Source organism: Pseudomonas sp. LBUM1662 (genome assembly GCF_059695915.1).
Genome location: NZ_CP166793.1, coordinates 2,040,910 through 2,057,797, shown reverse-complemented (window position 1 = coordinate 2,057,797; position 16,888 = coordinate 2,040,910). Strand labels below are relative to the sequence as shown.

14 protein-coding genes are annotated in these 16,888 nt (G+C 58.3%); 6 read left to right on the top strand and 8 right to left on the bottom strand.

Annotation, left to right across the window (positions count from 1 at the left end):
* Window positions 1–461: 461 nt before the first annotated feature.
* Window positions 462–3,113, bottom strand: coding sequence for a toprim domain-containing protein (locus ACA049_RS09300; protein ID WP_497334835.1), 2,652 nt, complete (start codon window positions 3,111–3,113; stop codon window positions 462–464).
* A gap of 11 nt (window positions 3,114–3,124) precedes the next feature.
* Window positions 3,125–3,364, bottom strand: a complete 240-nt coding sequence (locus ACA049_RS09295) for a hypothetical protein (protein WP_497334833.1) — start codon at window positions 3,362–3,364, stop codon at window positions 3,125–3,127.
* Between the two features lie 65 nt (window positions 3,365–3,429).
* Between ACA049_RS09295 and ACA049_RS09290 the strand changes: the two genes are divergently transcribed.
* From ACA049_RS09290 to ACA049_RS09270, 5 genes are all read left to right on the top strand, one after another.
* Window positions 3,430–3,690: a helix-turn-helix domain-containing protein gene (locus ACA049_RS09290; RefSeq protein ID WP_245006776.1), complete on the top strand. Its 261-nt coding sequence runs from the start codon at window positions 3,430–3,432 to the stop codon at window positions 3,688–3,690.
* 55 nt (window positions 3,691–3,745) lie between these two features.
* Window positions 3,746–4,858, top strand: a complete 1,113-nt coding sequence (locus ACA049_RS09285) for a phage integrase (protein ID WP_497334831.1) — start codon at window positions 3,746–3,748, stop codon at window positions 4,856–4,858.
* Window positions 4,859–4,899: 41 nt separating this feature from the next.
* A complete protein-coding gene (locus ACA049_RS09280; RefSeq protein ID WP_497334829.1) occupies window positions 4,900–5,589 on the top strand; it encodes a crotonase/enoyl-CoA hydratase family protein in 690 nt (229 codons plus the stop codon).
* Window positions 5,590–5,803: 214 nt separating this feature from the next.
* Entirely contained in the window at window positions 5,804–6,526 is a 723-nt protein-coding gene (locus ACA049_RS09275) for a lysophospholipid acyltransferase family protein (protein WP_497334827.1), read from the top strand.
* Window positions 6,527–6,672: 146 nt separating this feature from the next.
* A complete protein-coding gene (locus ACA049_RS09270) occupies window positions 6,673–7,644 on the top strand; it encodes a magnesium and cobalt transport protein CorA (RefSeq protein ID WP_497334825.1) in 972 nt (323 codons plus the stop codon).
* Between the two features lie 99 nt (window positions 7,645–7,743).
* Here ACA049_RS09270 and ACA049_RS09265 read toward each other — a convergent pair whose 3' ends face one another.
* The 3 genes from ACA049_RS09265 to ACA049_RS09255 all read right to left on the bottom strand — a co-directional run bounded on the left by ACA049_RS09265 (window position 7,744) and on the right by ACA049_RS09255 (window position 11,937).
* A complete protein-coding gene (locus ACA049_RS09265; protein WP_497334823.1) occupies window positions 7,744–8,466 on the bottom strand; it encodes an amidotransferase in 723 nt (240 codons plus the stop codon).
* A 95-nt stretch (window positions 8,467–8,561) separates the two neighbouring features.
* Window positions 8,562–10,706, bottom strand: coding sequence for a 3-hydroxyacyl-CoA dehydrogenase NAD-binding domain-containing protein (locus ACA049_RS09260; protein WP_497334821.1), 2,145 nt, complete (start codon window positions 10,704–10,706; stop codon window positions 8,562–8,564).
* A gap of 25 nt (window positions 10,707–10,731) precedes the next feature.
* On the bottom strand, window positions 10,732–11,937 hold the full coding sequence (locus tag ACA049_RS09255) for an acetyl-CoA C-acetyltransferase (RefSeq protein ID WP_497334819.1): 1,206 nt from the start codon (window positions 11,935–11,937) through the stop codon (window positions 10,732–10,734).
* A 592-nt stretch (window positions 11,938–12,529) separates the two neighbouring features.
* On the opposite strand from ACA049_RS09255, the gene ACA049_RS09250 reads away from it, so the two are divergent.
* Entirely contained in the window at window positions 12,530–13,351 is an 822-nt protein-coding gene (locus ACA049_RS09250; protein WP_497336799.1) for a c-type cytochrome, read from the top strand.
* A 117-nt stretch (window positions 13,352–13,468) separates the two neighbouring features.
* Here ACA049_RS09250 and ACA049_RS09245 read toward each other — a convergent pair whose 3' ends face one another.
* The 3 genes from ACA049_RS09245 to ACA049_RS09235 are packed head-to-tail and all read right to left on the bottom strand — an operon-like array spanning window position 13,469 to window position 16,653.
* Complete coding sequence (locus ACA049_RS09245; RefSeq protein WP_219095559.1) at window positions 13,469–14,284, bottom strand: transglutaminase family protein; 816 nt, start codon at window positions 14,282–14,284, stop codon at window positions 13,469–13,471.
* Window positions 14,281–15,231, bottom strand: a complete 951-nt coding sequence (locus ACA049_RS09240; protein ID WP_010456611.1) for an alpha-E domain-containing protein — start codon at window positions 15,229–15,231, stop codon at window positions 14,281–14,283. The genes ACA049_RS09245 and ACA049_RS09240 overlap by 4 nt, the downstream gene beginning before the upstream one ends.
* A 12-nt stretch (window positions 15,232–15,243) precedes the next feature.
* Window positions 15,244–16,653 carry a circularly permuted type 2 ATP-grasp protein gene (locus ACA049_RS09235; RefSeq protein WP_017337349.1) on the bottom strand — a complete coding sequence of 470 codons (1,410 nt, stop codon included), beginning with the start codon at window positions 16,651–16,653 and terminating at the stop codon, window positions 15,244–15,246.
* Window positions 16,654–16,888 lie beyond the last annotated feature (235 nt).

The window sequence follows — 16,888 nt, the reverse complement described above, 5'->3', positions numbered from 1 at the left end:
TCCTTTTCTACTGGTTGAATCGGGCTCCTGGCCCAAAAAATACCGCGTGTGCCCGGGTGCCCCCCGGAACATCCAGAACGACTAAAAGTTGAAAATGGCAAACCCCCTGTTTACGGGGCTTTCAGGGTGATTACTGCTATCGACCCAGAGCCGGAACATCGCAGAACGGGATTTCTTAGAAATCTGCTGTAGGCCCTGATCTACAAGGGCTGGCGAGGTGTTCCGGCAAATGGCCTTGGCGGAACACTTACGGAACATGGATCGGAAAGATGTTCCGGTGTGATCCAGCGTGTTCCGGTCTTGATTGATGGGGCATGTTGTTTATCTATATGTTTTTTATAGATATTTTCCTTATAGATATTCATGTTCCAGATGTTCCGGCCATTGAGTGGCCACACTCGCATTCCTTCAAAAACACTGGTTTGCCCCCCCTACACGCCTTTTTATCCACAGGACCTTCATCAGGATTTACTCCCCTTCCGGAACAGCCAGCAGTTGAGCGAGCGCTTCTCAATGACCGAGCGAACTTTTCGAGTCTCTACAAAGGTGTGTGAGGTGCTGAGCGGCAGTGCGCGGTGCAGCTGTGTCGCGTGAATGACTTCTTGGCCCGCGAGGCGACAGGCGTTGTGGAAATGCTCGATGTTGATAGCAATCAGGTCTTTGTCAGCGCTGTGATTGAGCGTTTCCTGAATGACTTCACGATCGCCAGCTTCGTCGCTGATCGAAACCACTCTTTCATTGAGGTAGTGATAGATCTGCCAGAAGCGTCCGGCCGTTGGGTTCTCGGTACTGACGCGTTGTTGCCGATCGATGGCGCGGCGCTCAATGTGCTTGATGACCTGTTCCAAAGCGTCGTCACCCCAGTCGGGAAACAATCCCTGAGTGGCTTTCGCGGCAGCCATCATCTGCGCATGACAGAGAACAATCCGTTGATGCTGAATCACCGGGTTGGCCTGCAGACGTTGCTCATACATTGGGAACGCATCGAAATAGCGCTGCAGCCAGGCTGATTCCTGCCCGAGGCAATGCCCCAGGTAACCCGACAGCTGTTCGACAGGAAATCCGTTCAAGCGGGTGGCGAGCGCCTTCAACGCCGGGGTGTGGTGTGCCCGGGTTGCATGAAGGTGGCCGATCCGGGTCAGGATCGCTTCTGAGCCCTCAACACTGGCGTTTTGCGAAATGCACAACGCGGCCAGGAAGATCAAACTGTCGGTGTCATTGCTCGAGGACTTCACCCCCACCGTGCGAAGCGTGGCGTTGTGGTCAAACAGCGGTTTCCACTTTTCCCAGTTGTACTGGCTGATAACGGTGCGGCCCTGGGCGTCAACGCTCTGGCTGTCGGACTCAATCAATACCACCGGAAAGTTACTGACCTGGGACAGCGCACGGGTCAGGCCAATGGCACTGGCACCGTCGCTGTTGGGTTTGATGCCTTCATAGTTGGAGCGCCCGAGCAAGCGCCACAGGAAGCGCAGCAAGCTGGACTTGCCGGCACCGGCGTCCCCCGTCAGCTCCAGAAATAACCAGGACTCTTGTTTGCTGCGGATCTGCTGGACGAACAACGTCGCGGTCCACCACGACAACACGGCGAGCCCGTTCAAGTGATGCACTGCAAAGAAGTCAGAAAACCAACTCGGATCGAAATCAGAACCGCGCACGATGGCTAGGCTATTGAGCGAGGTTTTTAGGCCCGCTTTTCCAATCTCCAGGTAGCCGTGATTGTTGGCCATGTACTCACGCCCCTTGTGATACCCAAACTTCTGATAGCAGTAGGTCTTACTGGCTGCGTCGTAGCCGACGAAGGGCAGCGATCGGACGGTCAGTGCGTTATCCAGCCACTTGCTGCGCAGCATGGCCAAGACCTTTTCCCCGCCTTCGAAGTTGCCGCCTGGGGTGCGTTCCAGCAGCGATTTGGCGAAGCTCCGCGGATCACCGATAGAGTTCGGTGCCAACGGTTCCTTGCAGTTTTGCGCCGCGTTGGGGAAGTTGAATTGGAAGAAAAACTGCTGGTCACCGCTGATCGCATCACGCTGGATGTATTCGAACTGCGGCACGCAGTTGGCCACCTGCTTAATGTCGCAGTATTTGTAGAACAGCTGCTCGCGAGGGACCGCCTCTTCATCTTCCCGTGGCTTGTTCAGGTCTGAGTTCACCTTGGCGGAGTACAGCCGTTCGCCGAAGTCCAGCAGGAAGAAGTTGAGCGGTTTTTTCTTGTGCAGCAGGTAAGCCTTTTTTGCAGGACTCTCGGCAACAAAGATGCGCCCCTGGTAATTGGCCTCTTGCATAAATTGATCATTCAACTGACCGTCGCGATACACGTCGTCCCAATCGCGGTCGTTGCCGGCAAGGGCTACCCATGCCAGTTCATCACGGGCAAGCAACTGGCTGCGGTACTTCGGAATAACTGAGTGGCCGGCCGCGTCATCGTCCAAGGCGATGATCCAGCGCACCTTCAGACCTTTGTGTGCCTCGATGATGTCCCAGGGAAAGTTGTTGGCTGAGATAGACGCAACGGCCTTGTAGCCAGCCAGAAACAAAGCGATCGCATGGAAGATGCCCTCAACGACATAGACGGTATCCCCTTGCTCGATCGACATGCCTGGCGGAACCCAAGCGCCTCCCTTGTAGGACATCTTGTACTTGATGCCGGCTTTGTCCCCGCCATTGGCCGTGACCATCGTCGCGTCAATGATTCGTTCCCAATAGCCGTCGCAGAGCGGGAAACGGACTGTGTCCGCCCACTGATCATCCTTCATTTTGCGTCGGCTTTGCTCGTACCAGCCTTTCATCTTGCTGATATCGAAACCGCGATTACGCTGTAGGTAAGCGTCGGCTGTAGCGTTCGGATTTGTCTCGGTACGCGGAAACCGTTCACTGAGGTTTTCGAACAGATGGCTGTAGCGTTCGCGGGTCTTTTCTTCGAACTGGCACTGATTCAGGCGGTTGCACTTGAGTTGGTAGGGCTGCTTGCGGGCAATGTACAGCGTGCGTTCGCTACAACCTGGGCAGACTCCCTTTTGGAAGTAGGTACTGCCAATGTCCTTAAAATCCAGCTCGTGGTCATGTTCCAACGCGGCGACCACTTCCAGGCGATAGATGTCTTCGAATTGCATTCCCTGGCCCCTTACTGCTCGCCAGTCTTGCTCTTACTTTTCCCACCCCGAACACGCTCGGCCTGTTCCGTCGCCTCCATAGCCAGGTAGATCATGTTGATGAAGACCGTGCCTTTCTTTTGGCCTGGCTCTTTCTCCCTGACCAGAATCATCCCTTGGTCTATTTTGTGACGCACAGAGCGCTCCGAGAGCCCAGCACGACGCGCAAACTCATCTGGGGTCACGTATGGCGTGTCGATTACAACCTGCATTTGGTATTCTCCGTGGGTATATATTCTGAAAAAGTTCCAGATATGGAACTATCTTGGTTCCATGCATGGAACTTGTCAAGGGAGACATCGTGGAAATTCCAGCGAAGCTGAAGGCGATCAGGGCGAAGGAAGCGCTCACTCAAAATGAGTTCTGCGAGGTGATGGAAATCAGCATCAGCAGCTACAAAAAATACGAGGCAGGCATTGCTGAAATGGGCGCCCCACCCATTTTCAAGATCGTCAACCACCCGCGTTTCAAGAAATACACGCTTTGGTTAATGACCGGCGACGTAGCACCAGAATGCGGCCAGATCAGCCCTCTCTAACCTCTGACAAGGATTGTCCTGTGAGCCTTTTTTCCATCCGACTTGTGTGCGGCTTATGTCATTAAAAAAGCTTGAGTCTGGTGAATGGCTCGTGGACTGTCGGCCGGATGGCCGCGCAGGCGCACGTGTTAGGAAAAAGTTTCGAACCAAAAACGAAGCAATGGTTTACGAACGTCGCTTGATGGGGGACGGTGCCAAAGGCGAGTTTGAAAAGAAGCCAAAACAGGACGAACGCCGGCTTTCAGACCTCGTTTCTCTATGGTTCAGGCTCCACGGCTGCCACCTCAAGAGAGGTGAAAAATGCCTAGCCTTCCTTGAGCGCATGGTCAAAAACCTGAGCGATCCTCGGGCTACCGACTTCACCGCGAGTAGCTTTACCCAATACCGATCAGATCGGCTCGCCGGTAAATGGGGCCGCGCAAAAGTAGACGAAGATGGCAAACGGAACGGAGCCACGACGCCGATTACAGCGAACACGGCAAACCACGAACTGAGCTACTTGCGTGCTGTGTTCAATGAACTGGAGCGCTTGGGGGAGTGGTCAGGGGAAAACCCGTTATCCAAGGTCCGGGCCTTGAAGTTCGATCAAAGCGAGATGGCCTATCTGTCCAGCGATCAAATATCGCTGCTGCTGACGCGACTTGACGAAGACGAGTCAGACGTTAGCGCCATCGCACGCGTCTGCCTTTCAACTGGCGCACGGTGGGCAGAAGCGGCAAATCTGGAGCCAGGGCAAGTGAGGGACGGTCGCATTCACTTCACTCGAACGAAGTCAGCTAAAAACCGCACGGTTCCAATCTCGCCGGCGCTGGAGAAATTGCTTACAGAATCTATGCCGTTCAAGTCTTCCTACCGGGAAACCTGGTACACCTTTTCCGATGTCGTAAACGAATTAGACCTTGGCTTACCAAAGGGCCAGGTTACGCATGTCCTTCGTCATACCTTCGCCAGTCACTACATGATGAACGGCGGGGACATCCTCACATTGCAGCGGGTGCTTGGACATTCAACACTGGAAATGACTATCCGTTATGCCCACTTCAGCCCCGGCCACCTTGCGGAGGTTGTCAATTTGAACCCTCTCGCTGGCAGCCGTGGACACTTTGTGGACACCACACAAAGAAAAGCTGTACAGATCCAACCCAAAGAAATTAACCAAACCCTTTAAATAAAAGGGTTTCAGCCTATTAAAAACAAAAGGAACACAAGATGAGCGACCTGATTTCCTACCATCTCGAAGACGGTATCGCGACCCTGACCTTGAGCAATGGCAAGGTCAATGCCATCTCCCCGGACGTGATTGCTGCGTTTAATGCTGCGCTGGATCAGGCGGTGACTGATCGTGCGGTGGTGATCATTACCGGCACGCCGGGGATTCTGTCCGGCGGTTATGACTTGAAGGTGATGACCTCAGGCCCTAAAGAAGCGGTCGCGCTGGTGACGGCCGGTTCGACGCTGGCCCGTCGCCTGTTGTCGCACCCGTTCCCGGTGATTGTGGCGTGCCCTGGGCATGCGGTGGCCAAGGGTGCGTTCTTGCTGTTGTCGGCGGATTACCGCATCGGTGTCGACGGCCCGTTCAGCATCGGCCTGAACGAAGTGCAGATCGGCATGACCATGCACCACGCCGGTATCGAGATCGCACGTGATCGTCTGCGCAAGTCGGCGTTCCACCGCTCCGTCATCAACGGCGAGATGTTTAATCCGCAGAGTGCCGTGGATGCCGGTTTCCTCGATGTGGTGGTGTCGGCCGAAGAGCTGCAAGGTGCTGCGCTGGCGGCGGCGCGTCAATTGAAGAAGATCAACATGACCGCGCACAAGAACACCAAGCTGAAAGTGCGCAAGGCGCTGCTCGATACGCTGGACAACGCGATCATCCTGGATCAGGAACACATGGGTTAAGCCCAGACACGCTGCACCGAAAAGCCCGACCGTCGTGTCGGGCTTTTTCGTACGTTCGCTGTTGAAAATCCCACAACCGCTCTAGCACGCGTCTGACCCACAAGTCGGAAACATGCGCACAAACATCGCCTATCTCCACCCTCTATAGCGGCAATTGCCGAAAACAGTGCACATCCGTACACTGCGCCACCTTTTGTCCCGGTGGGGCCTGTAAATGCTGTTTGTGTTTCGTATGTTACTGATGGGCCTGCACTTTATTCTGGCCGGTGTGCTTGGGGTCATTCTGGGCCTGTGTCGCCCGTTCAACCCGGATAACAGCCGTCTGTGCGCACGCCTGTATGCGTGGCCGGCGATGTGTATTTTACGTTTGCGGGTGAAGGCCGATGTCGAGCCATTGATGAACAAGCCCGACAGCTGCGTGATCATCGCCAACCACCAGTCCAACTACGATCTGTTTGTGTTCGGCAACGTGGTGCCCCGCCGTACCGTGTGCATCGGCAAGAAGAGCCTGAAGTGGGTGCCGCTGTTCGGGCAGTTGTTCTGGCTGGCGGGCAATGTGTTGATCGATCGCGGCAATGCGCACAAGGCGCGTCAGTCGATGTTGACCACCACGCACACCTTGCAGCATGAAGACACATCGATCTGGGTCTTCCCCGAAGGCACGCGCAACCTCGGTGAAGAGTTGCTGCCGTTCAAGAAAGGCGCGTTCCAGATGGCGATCGCCGCGGGGGTGCCGATCGTGCCGGTGTGTGTCAGCAGTTACGTCAAGCACATGCGATTGAACCGCTGGCGCAGTGGGAAAATTCTGATCCGCTCGCTGCCAGCGATTCCTACGGCTGGATTGAGCCTGGACGACATGCCCCTGTTGATGGCCCAGTGCCGCGAGCAGATGCGCGAGTGCATCGAGTCAATGGATCGGCAGCTGCAAGCCGCTTAACAAAAAACCCGCCGAGTGCGGGTTTTTTTCGCCTGCGAGCTTCTGCCGGCGAACTCGACAGATTTCACTGACTCTCAAGCAGCAGACAAGGCTAAGCTGAGCACTGCCTGCCACTGCCACCTGCAAATAAGAAGTGAACCTGAATCATGGGTAGAGTTGTTGCTGCTGCGGTTTACAGCGCTGGTAAAAAAGTCACCAATATTACCCTCGACGAAGGCGCTGCCTGGGCTGCAAAGCCTGGCCACTTTGTCTGGATCGGCCTTGAAGAGCCGGACGCCCAAGAGCTGGCCAACCTGCAGCGTCAGTTCAACCTGCACGAACTGGCCATCGAAGACGCCCTGGAAAAGCACAGCCGACCGAAGCTCGAAACCTTCGGCGACGCCCTGTTTATCGTCACGTATTCGCCGATCCGGCACGAAGGCAAACTGGAGTTCATCGAGACTCATATCTTTGCCGGCAACGGTTACATCATTACCGCCCGCAACGGTCACTCGGCGTCCTACGCCCTGGTCCGCCAGCGCTGTGAGGCGCGTCCGATCCTGCTGGAGCACGGGGAAGATTTCGTCCTCTATGCCATCCTCGATTTTGTGATTGAAAACTACCAGCCGGTGGGCGAAGCGATCCATGCCGAGATCGATGAGCTGGAGCGCAACGTGCTGTGCAGCGCGCTGAATGAACACGACATCCAGAAGCTCCACGGCTTGCGCCGCGACGTCTTGCGCCTGCGTCGTTATGCGGCGCCGATGGTGGAGATTGGTGAGGAGCTGCAGAAGCTGAACTTTCCGTTTATCGACAAGAACATGCGCCCGTATTTCCGCGATGTGCAGATTCATGTCACGCGGCAGATGGAAGACCTGACGACCCTGGCGGATATTGCCAGCCAGACCATTGAGGTCGGGGTGTTGCTGGAAGCGTCACGCCAGAGCGTGGTACAGCGCAAGTTTGCGGCGTGGGCAGCGATTCTGGCGTTTCCGACGGCGGTGGCGGGGATTTACGGGATGAATTTCCAGAACATGCCGGAGCTGACCTGGCACTACGGGTATTTCGGGGTGTTGGGGTTTATTGCGGTGGGGTGTGTGAGTTTGTGGACGAGTTTCAAGAAGTCGGGGTGGTTGTAGTCGTTATCGCGGCGTCTGGTAAATTCGCGGGCAAGCCTCGCTCCTACAGATCACCAAAATCCTGTAGGAGCGAGGCTTGCCCGCGAAGCTTCTAAAGGTTTAAACAGCCTCTGGCTTGTGCGCCACAAAACGCATCATCCACTCCGCAACGGTCGTGCCGTGATGCTCCTGCTCAAGGCTCGCCACGCCTTTCGTATAAATCTGCTCGCCCAGCGCTTCCTGGCGAATCTCCAGCAGCGCTCGGGAATAATCGTGAATGAATTCCGGATGCCCCTGGAAGCACAGCACCTGATCGTTGATGTGGTACGCGGCGAACGGGCAGAAATCGCTGGAGGCGATGACCGTGGCGTTTTCCGGTAGCGATGTCACCTGATCCTGGTGGCTGATCAACAGTGTCAGCTCTTCGCGCACCGGACTCATCCACGGCGCCTTGGCGGCGAGCTTGTATTTGTGAGTGCCGACGCCCCAACCCTGGGTCGCCCGTTCACTCTTGCCACCCAACAACAGCGCCAGCAACTGGTGGCCGAAGCACACGCCCAGCAATTTTTCGCCGCGCTCATAGCGAGTCAGCAGATAAGCCCTGAGGGTTTCAATCCACGGATCGGTACCGAAGGAATCGGCCTTGCTGCCCGTGACGAGGTAAGCGTCGAACTTCAAATCATCACTCGGATACTCGCCCTGCATCACGTTGTACACGGTGAACTCGGCAGCGATCGGTTGCTGCGAAAACAGATGCTGGAACATCTGCCCGTAACCCTGATATTGATCGACCAGTTCCGGACGCAGGATGTCGGTTTCCAGAATGCAGATGCGTAACGACATAAAAAATACCTGACACGTGATGGGAATAATGCACACCCCAGAGCCTGCCTCGAAACACCGTGACAAGGCAAGCCCCGGAAGGCGTCATACGTCCCTTAGAAAGCCTCCTCTTTGGCGGCTTTCTCCAGCAATAACGCCGGCGGCGCAAAACGCTCGCCATATTGCTGGGCCAGGTATTGGGCGCGGGCGACGAAGTCTTTTACGCCGTACTGGTTGATGAACTGCAGCGCTCCGCCGGTCCAGGCCGCAAAGCCGATCCCGAAGATCGAGCCGACGTTGGCGTCCGCCGTTGAAGTCAGCACGCCCTCCTCCACGCAACGCACGGTTTCGATGGCTTGCACGAACAGCAGGCGATCGCGCACATCCTTTGGCGAAATCTGCCCGTCGACTTTCTCGAAACGGGTTTTGAGCTCGGGCCACAGATGTTTCTGGCCACCGGCCGGGTACTCGTAGAAACCGCCTCCTGCGGCTTTACCGGGCCGCTTGTATTCGTTGAGCAGCAAGTCAATCACGGCAAACGCCGGGTGCTCAATCAGCGGTTTCCCTTCGGCTTGCAGGTCTTTGGCGGTTTGCTGGCGGATATGGCTCATCAGGCTGAGGGAAACTTCGTCGGAGATCGCCAGAGGCCCGATCGGCATGCCGGCCTTGCGCGCTTCGGTTTCGATCATCGGCGCACTCACGCCCTCGCCGAGCATGGCGATGCCTTCGTTGGTGAAGGTGCCGAACACCCGTGAGGTAAAAAAGCCGCGACTGTCGTTGACCACAATCGGGGTTTTCTTGATTTGCAGGACGAAATCGAAGCCGCGTGCCAGGGTTTCGTCGCTGGTGTGGGCGCCCTTGATGATTTCCACCAGTGGCATTTTCTCCACCGGGCTGAAGAAATGCAGGCCGATGAACTTCGTTTGGTCCGGCACCGCAGTGGCCAGGCCGCTGATCGGCAAGGTTGAGGTGTTGGAGGCGATCACGGCGGTCGGGCCGACGACTTTTTGCGCCGCCGAGGAGACTTTGGCTTTCAGCTCGCGGTCTTCGAAAACCGCTTCAATGATCAGGTCGCAACCGGCCAGGTCGGCATCGCTTTCGCTGGTACGGATTCGCGCCAGAATCGCCTCTCGCTGTTCCGGGAGCATCTGGCCGCGCGCGACTTTCTTGTCCAGCAGCGCTGCCGAGTGGGCCTTGCCCTTCTCCGCCGCCGCGAGGTTGATGTCCTTGAGCACCACTTCGATGCCGGCCGAGGCGCTGACAAAGGCGATGCCGGCGCCCATCATCCCGGCACCAAGTACGCCGATTTTCTGTGTGACGTAAGGTGCAAACCCTTTGGGCCGCGAGCCGCCAGCGTTGATCTCGTTGAGCTGGAACCAGAAGGTGCCGATCAGGTTTTTCGAGATCTGGCCGGTGGTCAATTCCGTGAAGTAGCGGGTTTCGATCAGGTGAGCGGTGTCGAAATCCACTTGAGCGCCTTCGACAGCCGCGCAAAGAATCTTCTCCGGCGCAGGCATGCAGCCCTGGGTTTTGCTGCGCAGGATCGACGGCGCGATGGCGAGCATTTGCGCGACTTTCGGGTTCGACGGCGTACCACCGGGAATCTGATAACCCTTCACGTCCCAACGCTGCACGGCCGATGGATTGGCCACAATCCAGGCCCGCGCTTTGCTCAGCAATTCATCACGATCCGCTGCCAGCTCATCGATCAAACCTGCTTGCAACGCCTGTTGCGGCCGGACTTTTTTGCCTTCGAGCAGGTACGGCAAGGCTTTTTCAATGCCCAGCATCCGCACCATCCGCACCACCCCGCCGCCGCCCGGCAGCAAGCCGAGGGTCACTTCCGGCAGGCCGAGTTGTACGGATGGGTTGTCCAGCTCCACGCGGTGATGGCAGGCGAGGCAGATTTCCCAGCCACCGCCCAGCGCCGCGCCATTGATCGCGGCCACCACCGGTTTACCGAGGGTTTCCAGGGTGCGCAGCTGGCCTTTGAGCGTCAGGACCATGTCGTAAAAGGCCTTGGCCTCGGGTTTGCCCACCTTGATCAGTTCATTGAGGTCGCCGCCGGCAAAGAAGGTTTTCTTGCCCGAGGTGATGATCACGCCGGCAATGCTGTCCTTTTCGGCCACCAGACGGGTGACGCAGGCGGCCATGGCCTCGCGATAGACCGCGTTCATGGTGTTGGCGCTCTGGCCCGGCATGTCGATGGTCAGGACGACGATCTGGTCCTGACCTTTTTCGTAACGAATGGCTTCGGTCATGTCACTTGTTCCTTAAGGTCGGGGCTCAGAGGCGTTCGATGATGGTGGCAATGCCCATGCCGCCGCCGACACACAGGGTCGCGAGGCCATAGCGCAGGCGCCGGGTTTCCAATTCATCGAGCAGCGTGCCGAGGATCGCGCAGCCAGTGGCGCCCAGCGGGTGGCCCATGGCGATGGAGCCGCCGTTGACGTTGACCTTGTCCGGGTCGATGGCCATGTCCTTGATGAATTTCAGCACCACCGAAGCGAAAGCTTCATTGACCTCGAACAGGTCGATGTCTTCGACCCGCAGCCCGGCCTTGGCCAATGCCTTGCGGGTGGCCGGCGCCGGGCCGGTGAGCATGATGGTCGGATCGGTGCTAGTGACGGCGGTGGCGACAATTCGCGCCCTAGGCTGCAGACCCAGCGCCCGGCCCTTCGCCTCGGAGCCGATCAGCATCAGGGCGGCGCCATCGACGATACCGGAGCTGTTGCCCGGCGTGTGGACGTGATTGATCCGCTCCACCTGGCTGTAAACGCGCAACGCGGTGGCGTCGAAGCCCATTTGCCCCATCATCTCGAAGCTCGGCTTGAGCTTGCCCAGGCCTTCCAGGGTGGATTCGGCGCGGATGAATTCATCGTGATCGAGCAAGATGATGCCGTTCTGATCCTGCACCGGCACCAGCGATTTGTTGAACGAGCCGTTCGCCCGCGCTCGTGCTGCTTTTAGCTGGGAGTGCAGCGCGTAGGCATCGACGTCCTGGCGGCTGAAGCCTTCAATCGTGGCGATCAGGTCGGCGCCGACGCCTTGCGGGGTGAAATGGCTGTGCAGGTTGGTTTCCGGGTCCAGCGCCCAAGCGCCGCCATCGCTGCCCATCGGCACGCGGGACATGGACTCGACGCCGCCGACCACCACCAGGTCTTCGAAGCCGGAACGGACTTTCATCGCGCCGAGGTTCACGGCTTCAAGCCCCGAAGCGCAGAAGCGATTGATCTGCACGCCAGACACGCTGACGTCCCAATCGGCGACTTGTGCCGCGGTCTTGGCGATGTCCGAGCCCTGATCGCCGATCGGCGTGACGCAGCCAAGCACCACGTCATCGACCTGACTGGTGTCCAAAGATGTGCGCTGCTGCAACGCCGTGAGCAGCCCGGCCACCAGATTCACCGGTTTGACGCTGTGCAGGGCGCCATCGGCCTTGCCTTTGCCACGGGGCGTGCGTAACGCGTCGAAAATCAAAGCTTGGGTCATGACGTCCTCGAAACTGGGCGAAATACTGAGCTTCCACCTTAGGCCGAGCCGCCATGGATTCAATGACCGCAATGCTCACTGGCGTTGACGGACACGCTCAGACGGACGGTCGCCCACGGCCGGATTAACCGATTCACGTCACCAAGCTGTCTAGCAAACGGGCGCCCAAGAAGCTGGCAATAGGCCTCATGCTTTTTTAAAAGCTTTAAGTGCGCGAGCCATACGAAATGGATCTAAACCAAGCGTGACGCGGGCTCTAAGGTGAACATGTACGAAGTTGTCGTCGGGTTTTGCCGAGGCACTCGTCTTACAGGAAGTTCAGCGCTCTGCCGTCATGGAGATATGCAGGCAGGCATCAGGAAATAACAAAAAAGGCGGTCAAGCCATGTTCAAGCATTCGAAAGTACGTCAAGCCGGGCTCATTCTTTTCGCCACTACGCTGTTGTTGATTTTGCCGAACCTGACCAAGGTGATCGGCTAGTCGGACTTCAAATAATACGGCGCCAGGTTTTTACATCGCCCTCTTAAAAATGTGACTGGCTCGCTACCCGGGCCAGCGTGGGTGTGCCAACCTTTGCGGCACTTCCACGACATGGACGGCGATCATTTGAAAACGCTCATTCTGTTCGGGGCCTTGCTGCTCAGCACGCCCTTGTATGCCGCACAGCTGAACCTCGAGCTGGGCGCGAGCAGTCGCACCTGGCAGACCGAGGAGTTGCTCAAACACCCTCAGGCCCAGACCATCACCATCAGCGACGACGTTTCCTATAAGCGGGAGATGAGCTATCGCGCAGTCCCGCTGGCGGCATTGTTGACCGGCATTAAACCTGAAGACCATCTGCAAGCCGTGGCGCTCGACGGGTTTGCCGCAGAGCTGTCGGCGGCGCCGTTGCTGAATACCAAGGGTGCGCGCGCGTGGCTGGCGGTTGAAGACCCGGCCAAGCCGTGGCCTGCGTTATCTGAAGGCAAACCGGGCGCCGGGCCGTTCTATCTGGTTTGGGTCGATCCGCAAGCCGGCAACATCAGCCCCGAGCAATGGCCGTTTCAAGTGGCGAGTATCAAGCGCATGGCGCCGGTGGCCGAGCGCTTCCCTGCCCTGCTGCCTGATCCTGCGTTGAAGGCGGATGATCCGGTGAACAAAGGCTTTGCGCTGTTTCAGAAAAATTGCCTGGCCTGCCATCGATTGAACGGTGCCGGGGATGCGCAGTTCGGGCCGGATTTGAACATTCCATTTAGCCCGACCGAGTACTTTGGGGCGGAGTTTCTGAAGCGCTACATTCGAGATCCGCAGAGCTTGCGGCAGTGGCCTCAGGCGAAGATGCCGGGGTTTGCGCCGACGGTGTTGCCGGATGGCGATCTGGACATGTTGGTGGGGTATTTGAAGCATATGGCCGGGCGCAAGGTTAAGCCCTGAACCCATTCCCTGTAGGAGCGAGGCTTGCCCGCGAAGGCGTAGTGTCAGTCGCCATCAATGTGAATGACACTACGCCTTCGCGGGCAAGCCTCGCTCCTACAAGGGGTGGTGTTGCGGTTATTGCTGCTGGACGGAGATAACCGGCGCGGGCATCGGCGTCGGCGACACAAACACCTTCGCATGCATCTGCTCGCACCCACCGCCCCGGCGCATGCCACGCACCGGGCAGGCGTCCAGATAATCCAGGCCCACCGCCAGTTTCAAATGCCGCTCCGGCCGGGCCAGTTCGTTGGTCACATCGAAGCTGTACCAGGCGTCATCGAGCCAGGCTTCGGCCCAGGCGTGGCTGGCCAGGTGTTCGCTGTTCTCGCTGTACAAATACCCCGACACATAACGCGACGGAATGCCCAGGCTGCGGGCGCAGGCGAGAAACGCGTGCGTGTGATCCTGGCAGACGCCGGATCGGCCAGCGAAAGCCTGAGCGGCGCTGGTGTCGACTTCAGTGGAACCCGGCGTGTAGGTCATGTGCGAATTCAGGCCATGCATCAAGTCGATCAGCGCCGTACGATCCCGGCGTTTTTTGCATTCCTTCTCGGCGAATGCACGCAGCGCCTCGTCGGCTTCGGTCAGCCGGGTGAAGCGCAGGAACGGCAGCGCCGACTGGCTTTCATGTTCGGCTTCGCGCAGTTCGTCGATGTCCACCTGGCCACGGGCGCCGATGATGATCGCCTCGTGCGGCTCATCCATGGTCAGCACATGCAGGATGTTGCCGAACGGATCGAGTTGCGCACGCACCGGGCGCGGCAGGTCGAGTTGCCAGCTGAGTACGTGCTGACGCTCGCTGTCGTGGGGTGTCAGTCGCAGGTACTGGATGCTCGCCCGCACCTGATCTTCGTAGTGATAGGTGGTTTCGTGGCTAATGGAAAGTCTCATGCAGCCTCCAGGTAGGAACTGTGAATGGCGTTACCCAACTGGCGCACCAGCGGGATGAATTCGGTCAGCCAGGCGTGCAGCCCTTCGTCGAGAATTTCGTTGATGCCGGTGTAGCGCAGGCGCGCGTCCATTTCCGCCGCCAGACGCTGCGCGGGACGGCCATTGGCCCCCGGCAGTTGGGCGAGGATCTGGTCGATTTCTTCGGTGCAGGCCCTTAACGAACGGGGAACGTCAGCGCGCAGTAACAACAATTCGGCCACGTGCCGGGCGCCGGGTGCGTCGCGATAGATCTCGGTGTAGGCCTCGAAAGAGGACAACGCTCGCAGCAACGCGCTCCACTGGTAATAGGCGTGCGCCGTGCCATCGCTGACCGCTTCGGCCTGATCGCCGGCCATTTCGTAGCGGGCGTCGAGCAGGCGCAAGGTGTTGTCAGCCCGTTCGATAAACGTCCCCAGACGAATGAAACGGAACGCATCGTTGCGCATGATCGTGCCGTAGGACGCGCCACGGAACAGGTGGGAACGTTCCTTGATCCACTCGCAGAAACGGCTCATGCCGTAGCGACTCAAGCCTTGCTCGGCGATCCCGCGAATTTCCAGCCAGGTGGCGTTGATGTTTTCCCACATATCGGCGGTGATTCGCCCACGCACCGCATGGGCACTGGCCCGCGCCGCGCCGAGGCAACTGTAGATGCTCGCCGGGTTGGCCGCGTCCAGGGCAAAGAAATGCAGCAGCCGTTCGGCGTGCAAATCACCGTGGCGCTCAAGGTAATCGTCCAGGGTGCCGGTAATCAGCAGCGGCATGGCCAGTTCGTGCAGACCGTCACCGCGACCATCCTGCGGCATCAGCGACAGCGAATAACTGATGTCGAGCATCCGTGCGAGGTTTTCCGCCCGCTCCAGGTAACGCGACATCCAATACAAATCCGAGGCAGTTCTACTTAACATGGCAAGCTTCCTTCAATCCTCGACCACCCAGGTGTCCTTGGTGCCGCCGCCCTGGGAGGAATTCACCACCAGGGAGCCTTCACGCAGGGCAACACGGGTCAAACCACCGGGTACAACCCGGGTTTCGCGGCCAGACAATACAAACGGACGCAGGTCGATGTGGCGTGGCGCGATGCCGTTTTCGACAAAGGTCGGACAGGTCGACAGGGACAACGTCGGTTGCGCGATATACGCATGAGGCTTGGCTTTGATCCGCGCGCGGAACGACTCGATTTCCGCCGCCGTTGCCGCCGGCCCCACCAGCATTCCGTAACCGCCGGAGCCCTGGGTTTCCTTGACCACCAGGTCGGGAAGATTGGCCAGTACGTGGGAAAGTTCAGAAGGGTTGCGACACTGGAACGTCGGCACGTTTTTCAGGATCGGTTCTTCGTCCAGGTAGAAACGGATCATGTCCGTGACAAATGGATACACCGACTTGTCGTCCGCGACCCCGGTGCCGATGGCATTCGCCAGCACTACATTGCCGGAGCGATAGGACGACAGCAGCCCAGGAACGCCGAGCATCGAGTCCGGGTTGAACGCCAGCGGATCGAGGAATGCATCGTCGAGGCGACGGTAGATCACATCGACGGCTTTCGGCCCGTCCGTGGTGCGCATGAACACCTTGTCGTCACGTACGAACAGGTCCGCGCCCTCGACCAACTCGACGCCCATCTCACGCGCCAGGAAGGCATGCTCGAAAAACGCGCTGTTGAAGCGACCCGGCGTCAGCACCACCACGCTCGGGTTATCGATCGGGCTGGAGCTTTTCAGGGTGTCGAGCAGCAGGTTTGGATAATGGTCGATCGGTGCGATGCGCTGGGCCGAGAACAACTCGGGAAACAGCCGCATCATCATCTTGCGGTCTTCGAGCATGTAGCTCACGCCGCTGGGTGTACGAAGGTTGTCTTCGAGCACGTAGTACGTGCCGTCGCCATCGCGTACCAGGTCGACGCCGGAAATGTGCGAATAGATGTCGCGGTGCAGATCGAGCCCTTGCATCGCCAACTGGTATTGCTCGTTGGCCAGCACTTGCTCGGCCGGGATGATGCCGGCCTTGATGATGCGCTGCTCGTGATAGAGGTCGGCGAGGAACATGTTCAACGCCTTGACTCGCTGGATACAGCCGCGCTCGACAATCCGCCATTCACTGGCGGGGATGCTGCGCGGGATGGTGTCGAAAGGAATCAGGCGCTCTGTGCCCTGCTCATCGCCGTAGAGCGTGAAGGTAATCCCGGCGCGATGAAATAACAGATCGGCCTCGCGTCGCCGTTGTGCCAAGAGCTCGTCAGGCGTCTCGGCCAGCCAACGGGCAAACTCCCGATAATGCGGGCGGACCTGGCCGCCGGCATCGTACATCTCATCAAAATAGGTGCGGATCATGCCGTACTCCTTGTCACCCGGACATCTAGGCTTCGCAAGGCCCGTGCCATCGGCAGAAACGCTTTGTTATCAACCAGTTGGATAATCACGCCATTTGCACCGCACCAATCCTGTGCAGCAAACGCCCCAACCTGATCGCCCCCGCTTCATTGCAAGGCGACGTTGTCGCCTATCACCAGCATAGTCAGAGTTGATTTCACTGCCCGGCCGGCGCTGCGGATAATCCGCGCATCTG

Excerpts from the sequence above, each read along its gene's own strand:
- ACA049_RS09290 (WP_245006776.1), top strand. The coding sequence starts at position 3,430 with ATGGAACTTGTCAAGGGAGACATCGTGGAAATTCCAGCGAAGCTGAAG.
- ACA049_RS09250 (WP_497336799.1), top strand. The coding sequence starts at position 12,530 with ATGGACGGCGATCATTTGAAAACGCTCATTCTGTTCGGGGCCTTGCTG.
- ACA049_RS09285 (WP_497334831.1), top strand. The coding sequence starts at position 3,746 with ATGTCATTAAAAAAGCTTGAGTCTGGTGAATGGCTCGTGGACTGTCGG.
- ACA049_RS09280 (WP_497334829.1), top strand. The coding sequence starts at position 4,900 with ATGAGCGACCTGATTTCCTACCATCTCGAAGACGGTATCGCGACCCTG.
- ACA049_RS09270 (WP_497334825.1), top strand. The coding sequence starts at position 6,673 with ATGGGTAGAGTTGTTGCTGCTGCGGTTTACAGCGCTGGTAAAAAAGTC.
- ACA049_RS09240 (WP_010456611.1), bottom strand. The coding sequence starts at position 15,231 with ATGTTAAGTAGAACTGCCTCGGATTTGTATTGGATGTCGCGTTACCTG.
- ACA049_RS09255 (WP_497334819.1), bottom strand. The coding sequence starts at position 11,937 with ATGACCCAAGCTTTGATTTTCGACGCGTTACGCACGCCCCGTGGCAAA.
- ACA049_RS09235 (WP_017337349.1), bottom strand. The coding sequence starts at position 16,653 with ATGATCCGCACCTATTTTGATGAGATGTACGATGCCGGCGGCCAGGTC.
- ACA049_RS09265 (WP_497334823.1), bottom strand. The coding sequence starts at position 8,466 with ATGTCGTTACGCATCTGCATTCTGGAAACCGACATCCTGCGTCCGGAA.
- ACA049_RS09275 (WP_497334827.1), top strand. The coding sequence starts at position 5,804 with ATGCTGTTTGTGTTTCGTATGTTACTGATGGGCCTGCACTTTATTCTG.
- ACA049_RS09300 (WP_497334835.1), bottom strand. The coding sequence starts at position 3,113 with ATGCAATTCGAAGACATCTATCGCCTGGAAGTGGTCGCCGCGTTGGAA.
- ACA049_RS09245 (WP_219095559.1), bottom strand. The coding sequence starts at position 14,284 with ATGAGACTTTCCATTAGCCACGAAACCACCTATCACTACGAAGATCAG.
- ACA049_RS09260 (WP_497334821.1), bottom strand. The coding sequence starts at position 10,706 with ATGACCGAAGCCATTCGTTACGAAAAAGGTCAGGACCAGATCGTCGTC.
- ACA049_RS09295 (WP_497334833.1), bottom strand. The coding sequence starts at position 3,364 with ATGCAGGTTGTAATCGACACGCCATACGTGACCCCAGATGAGTTTGCG.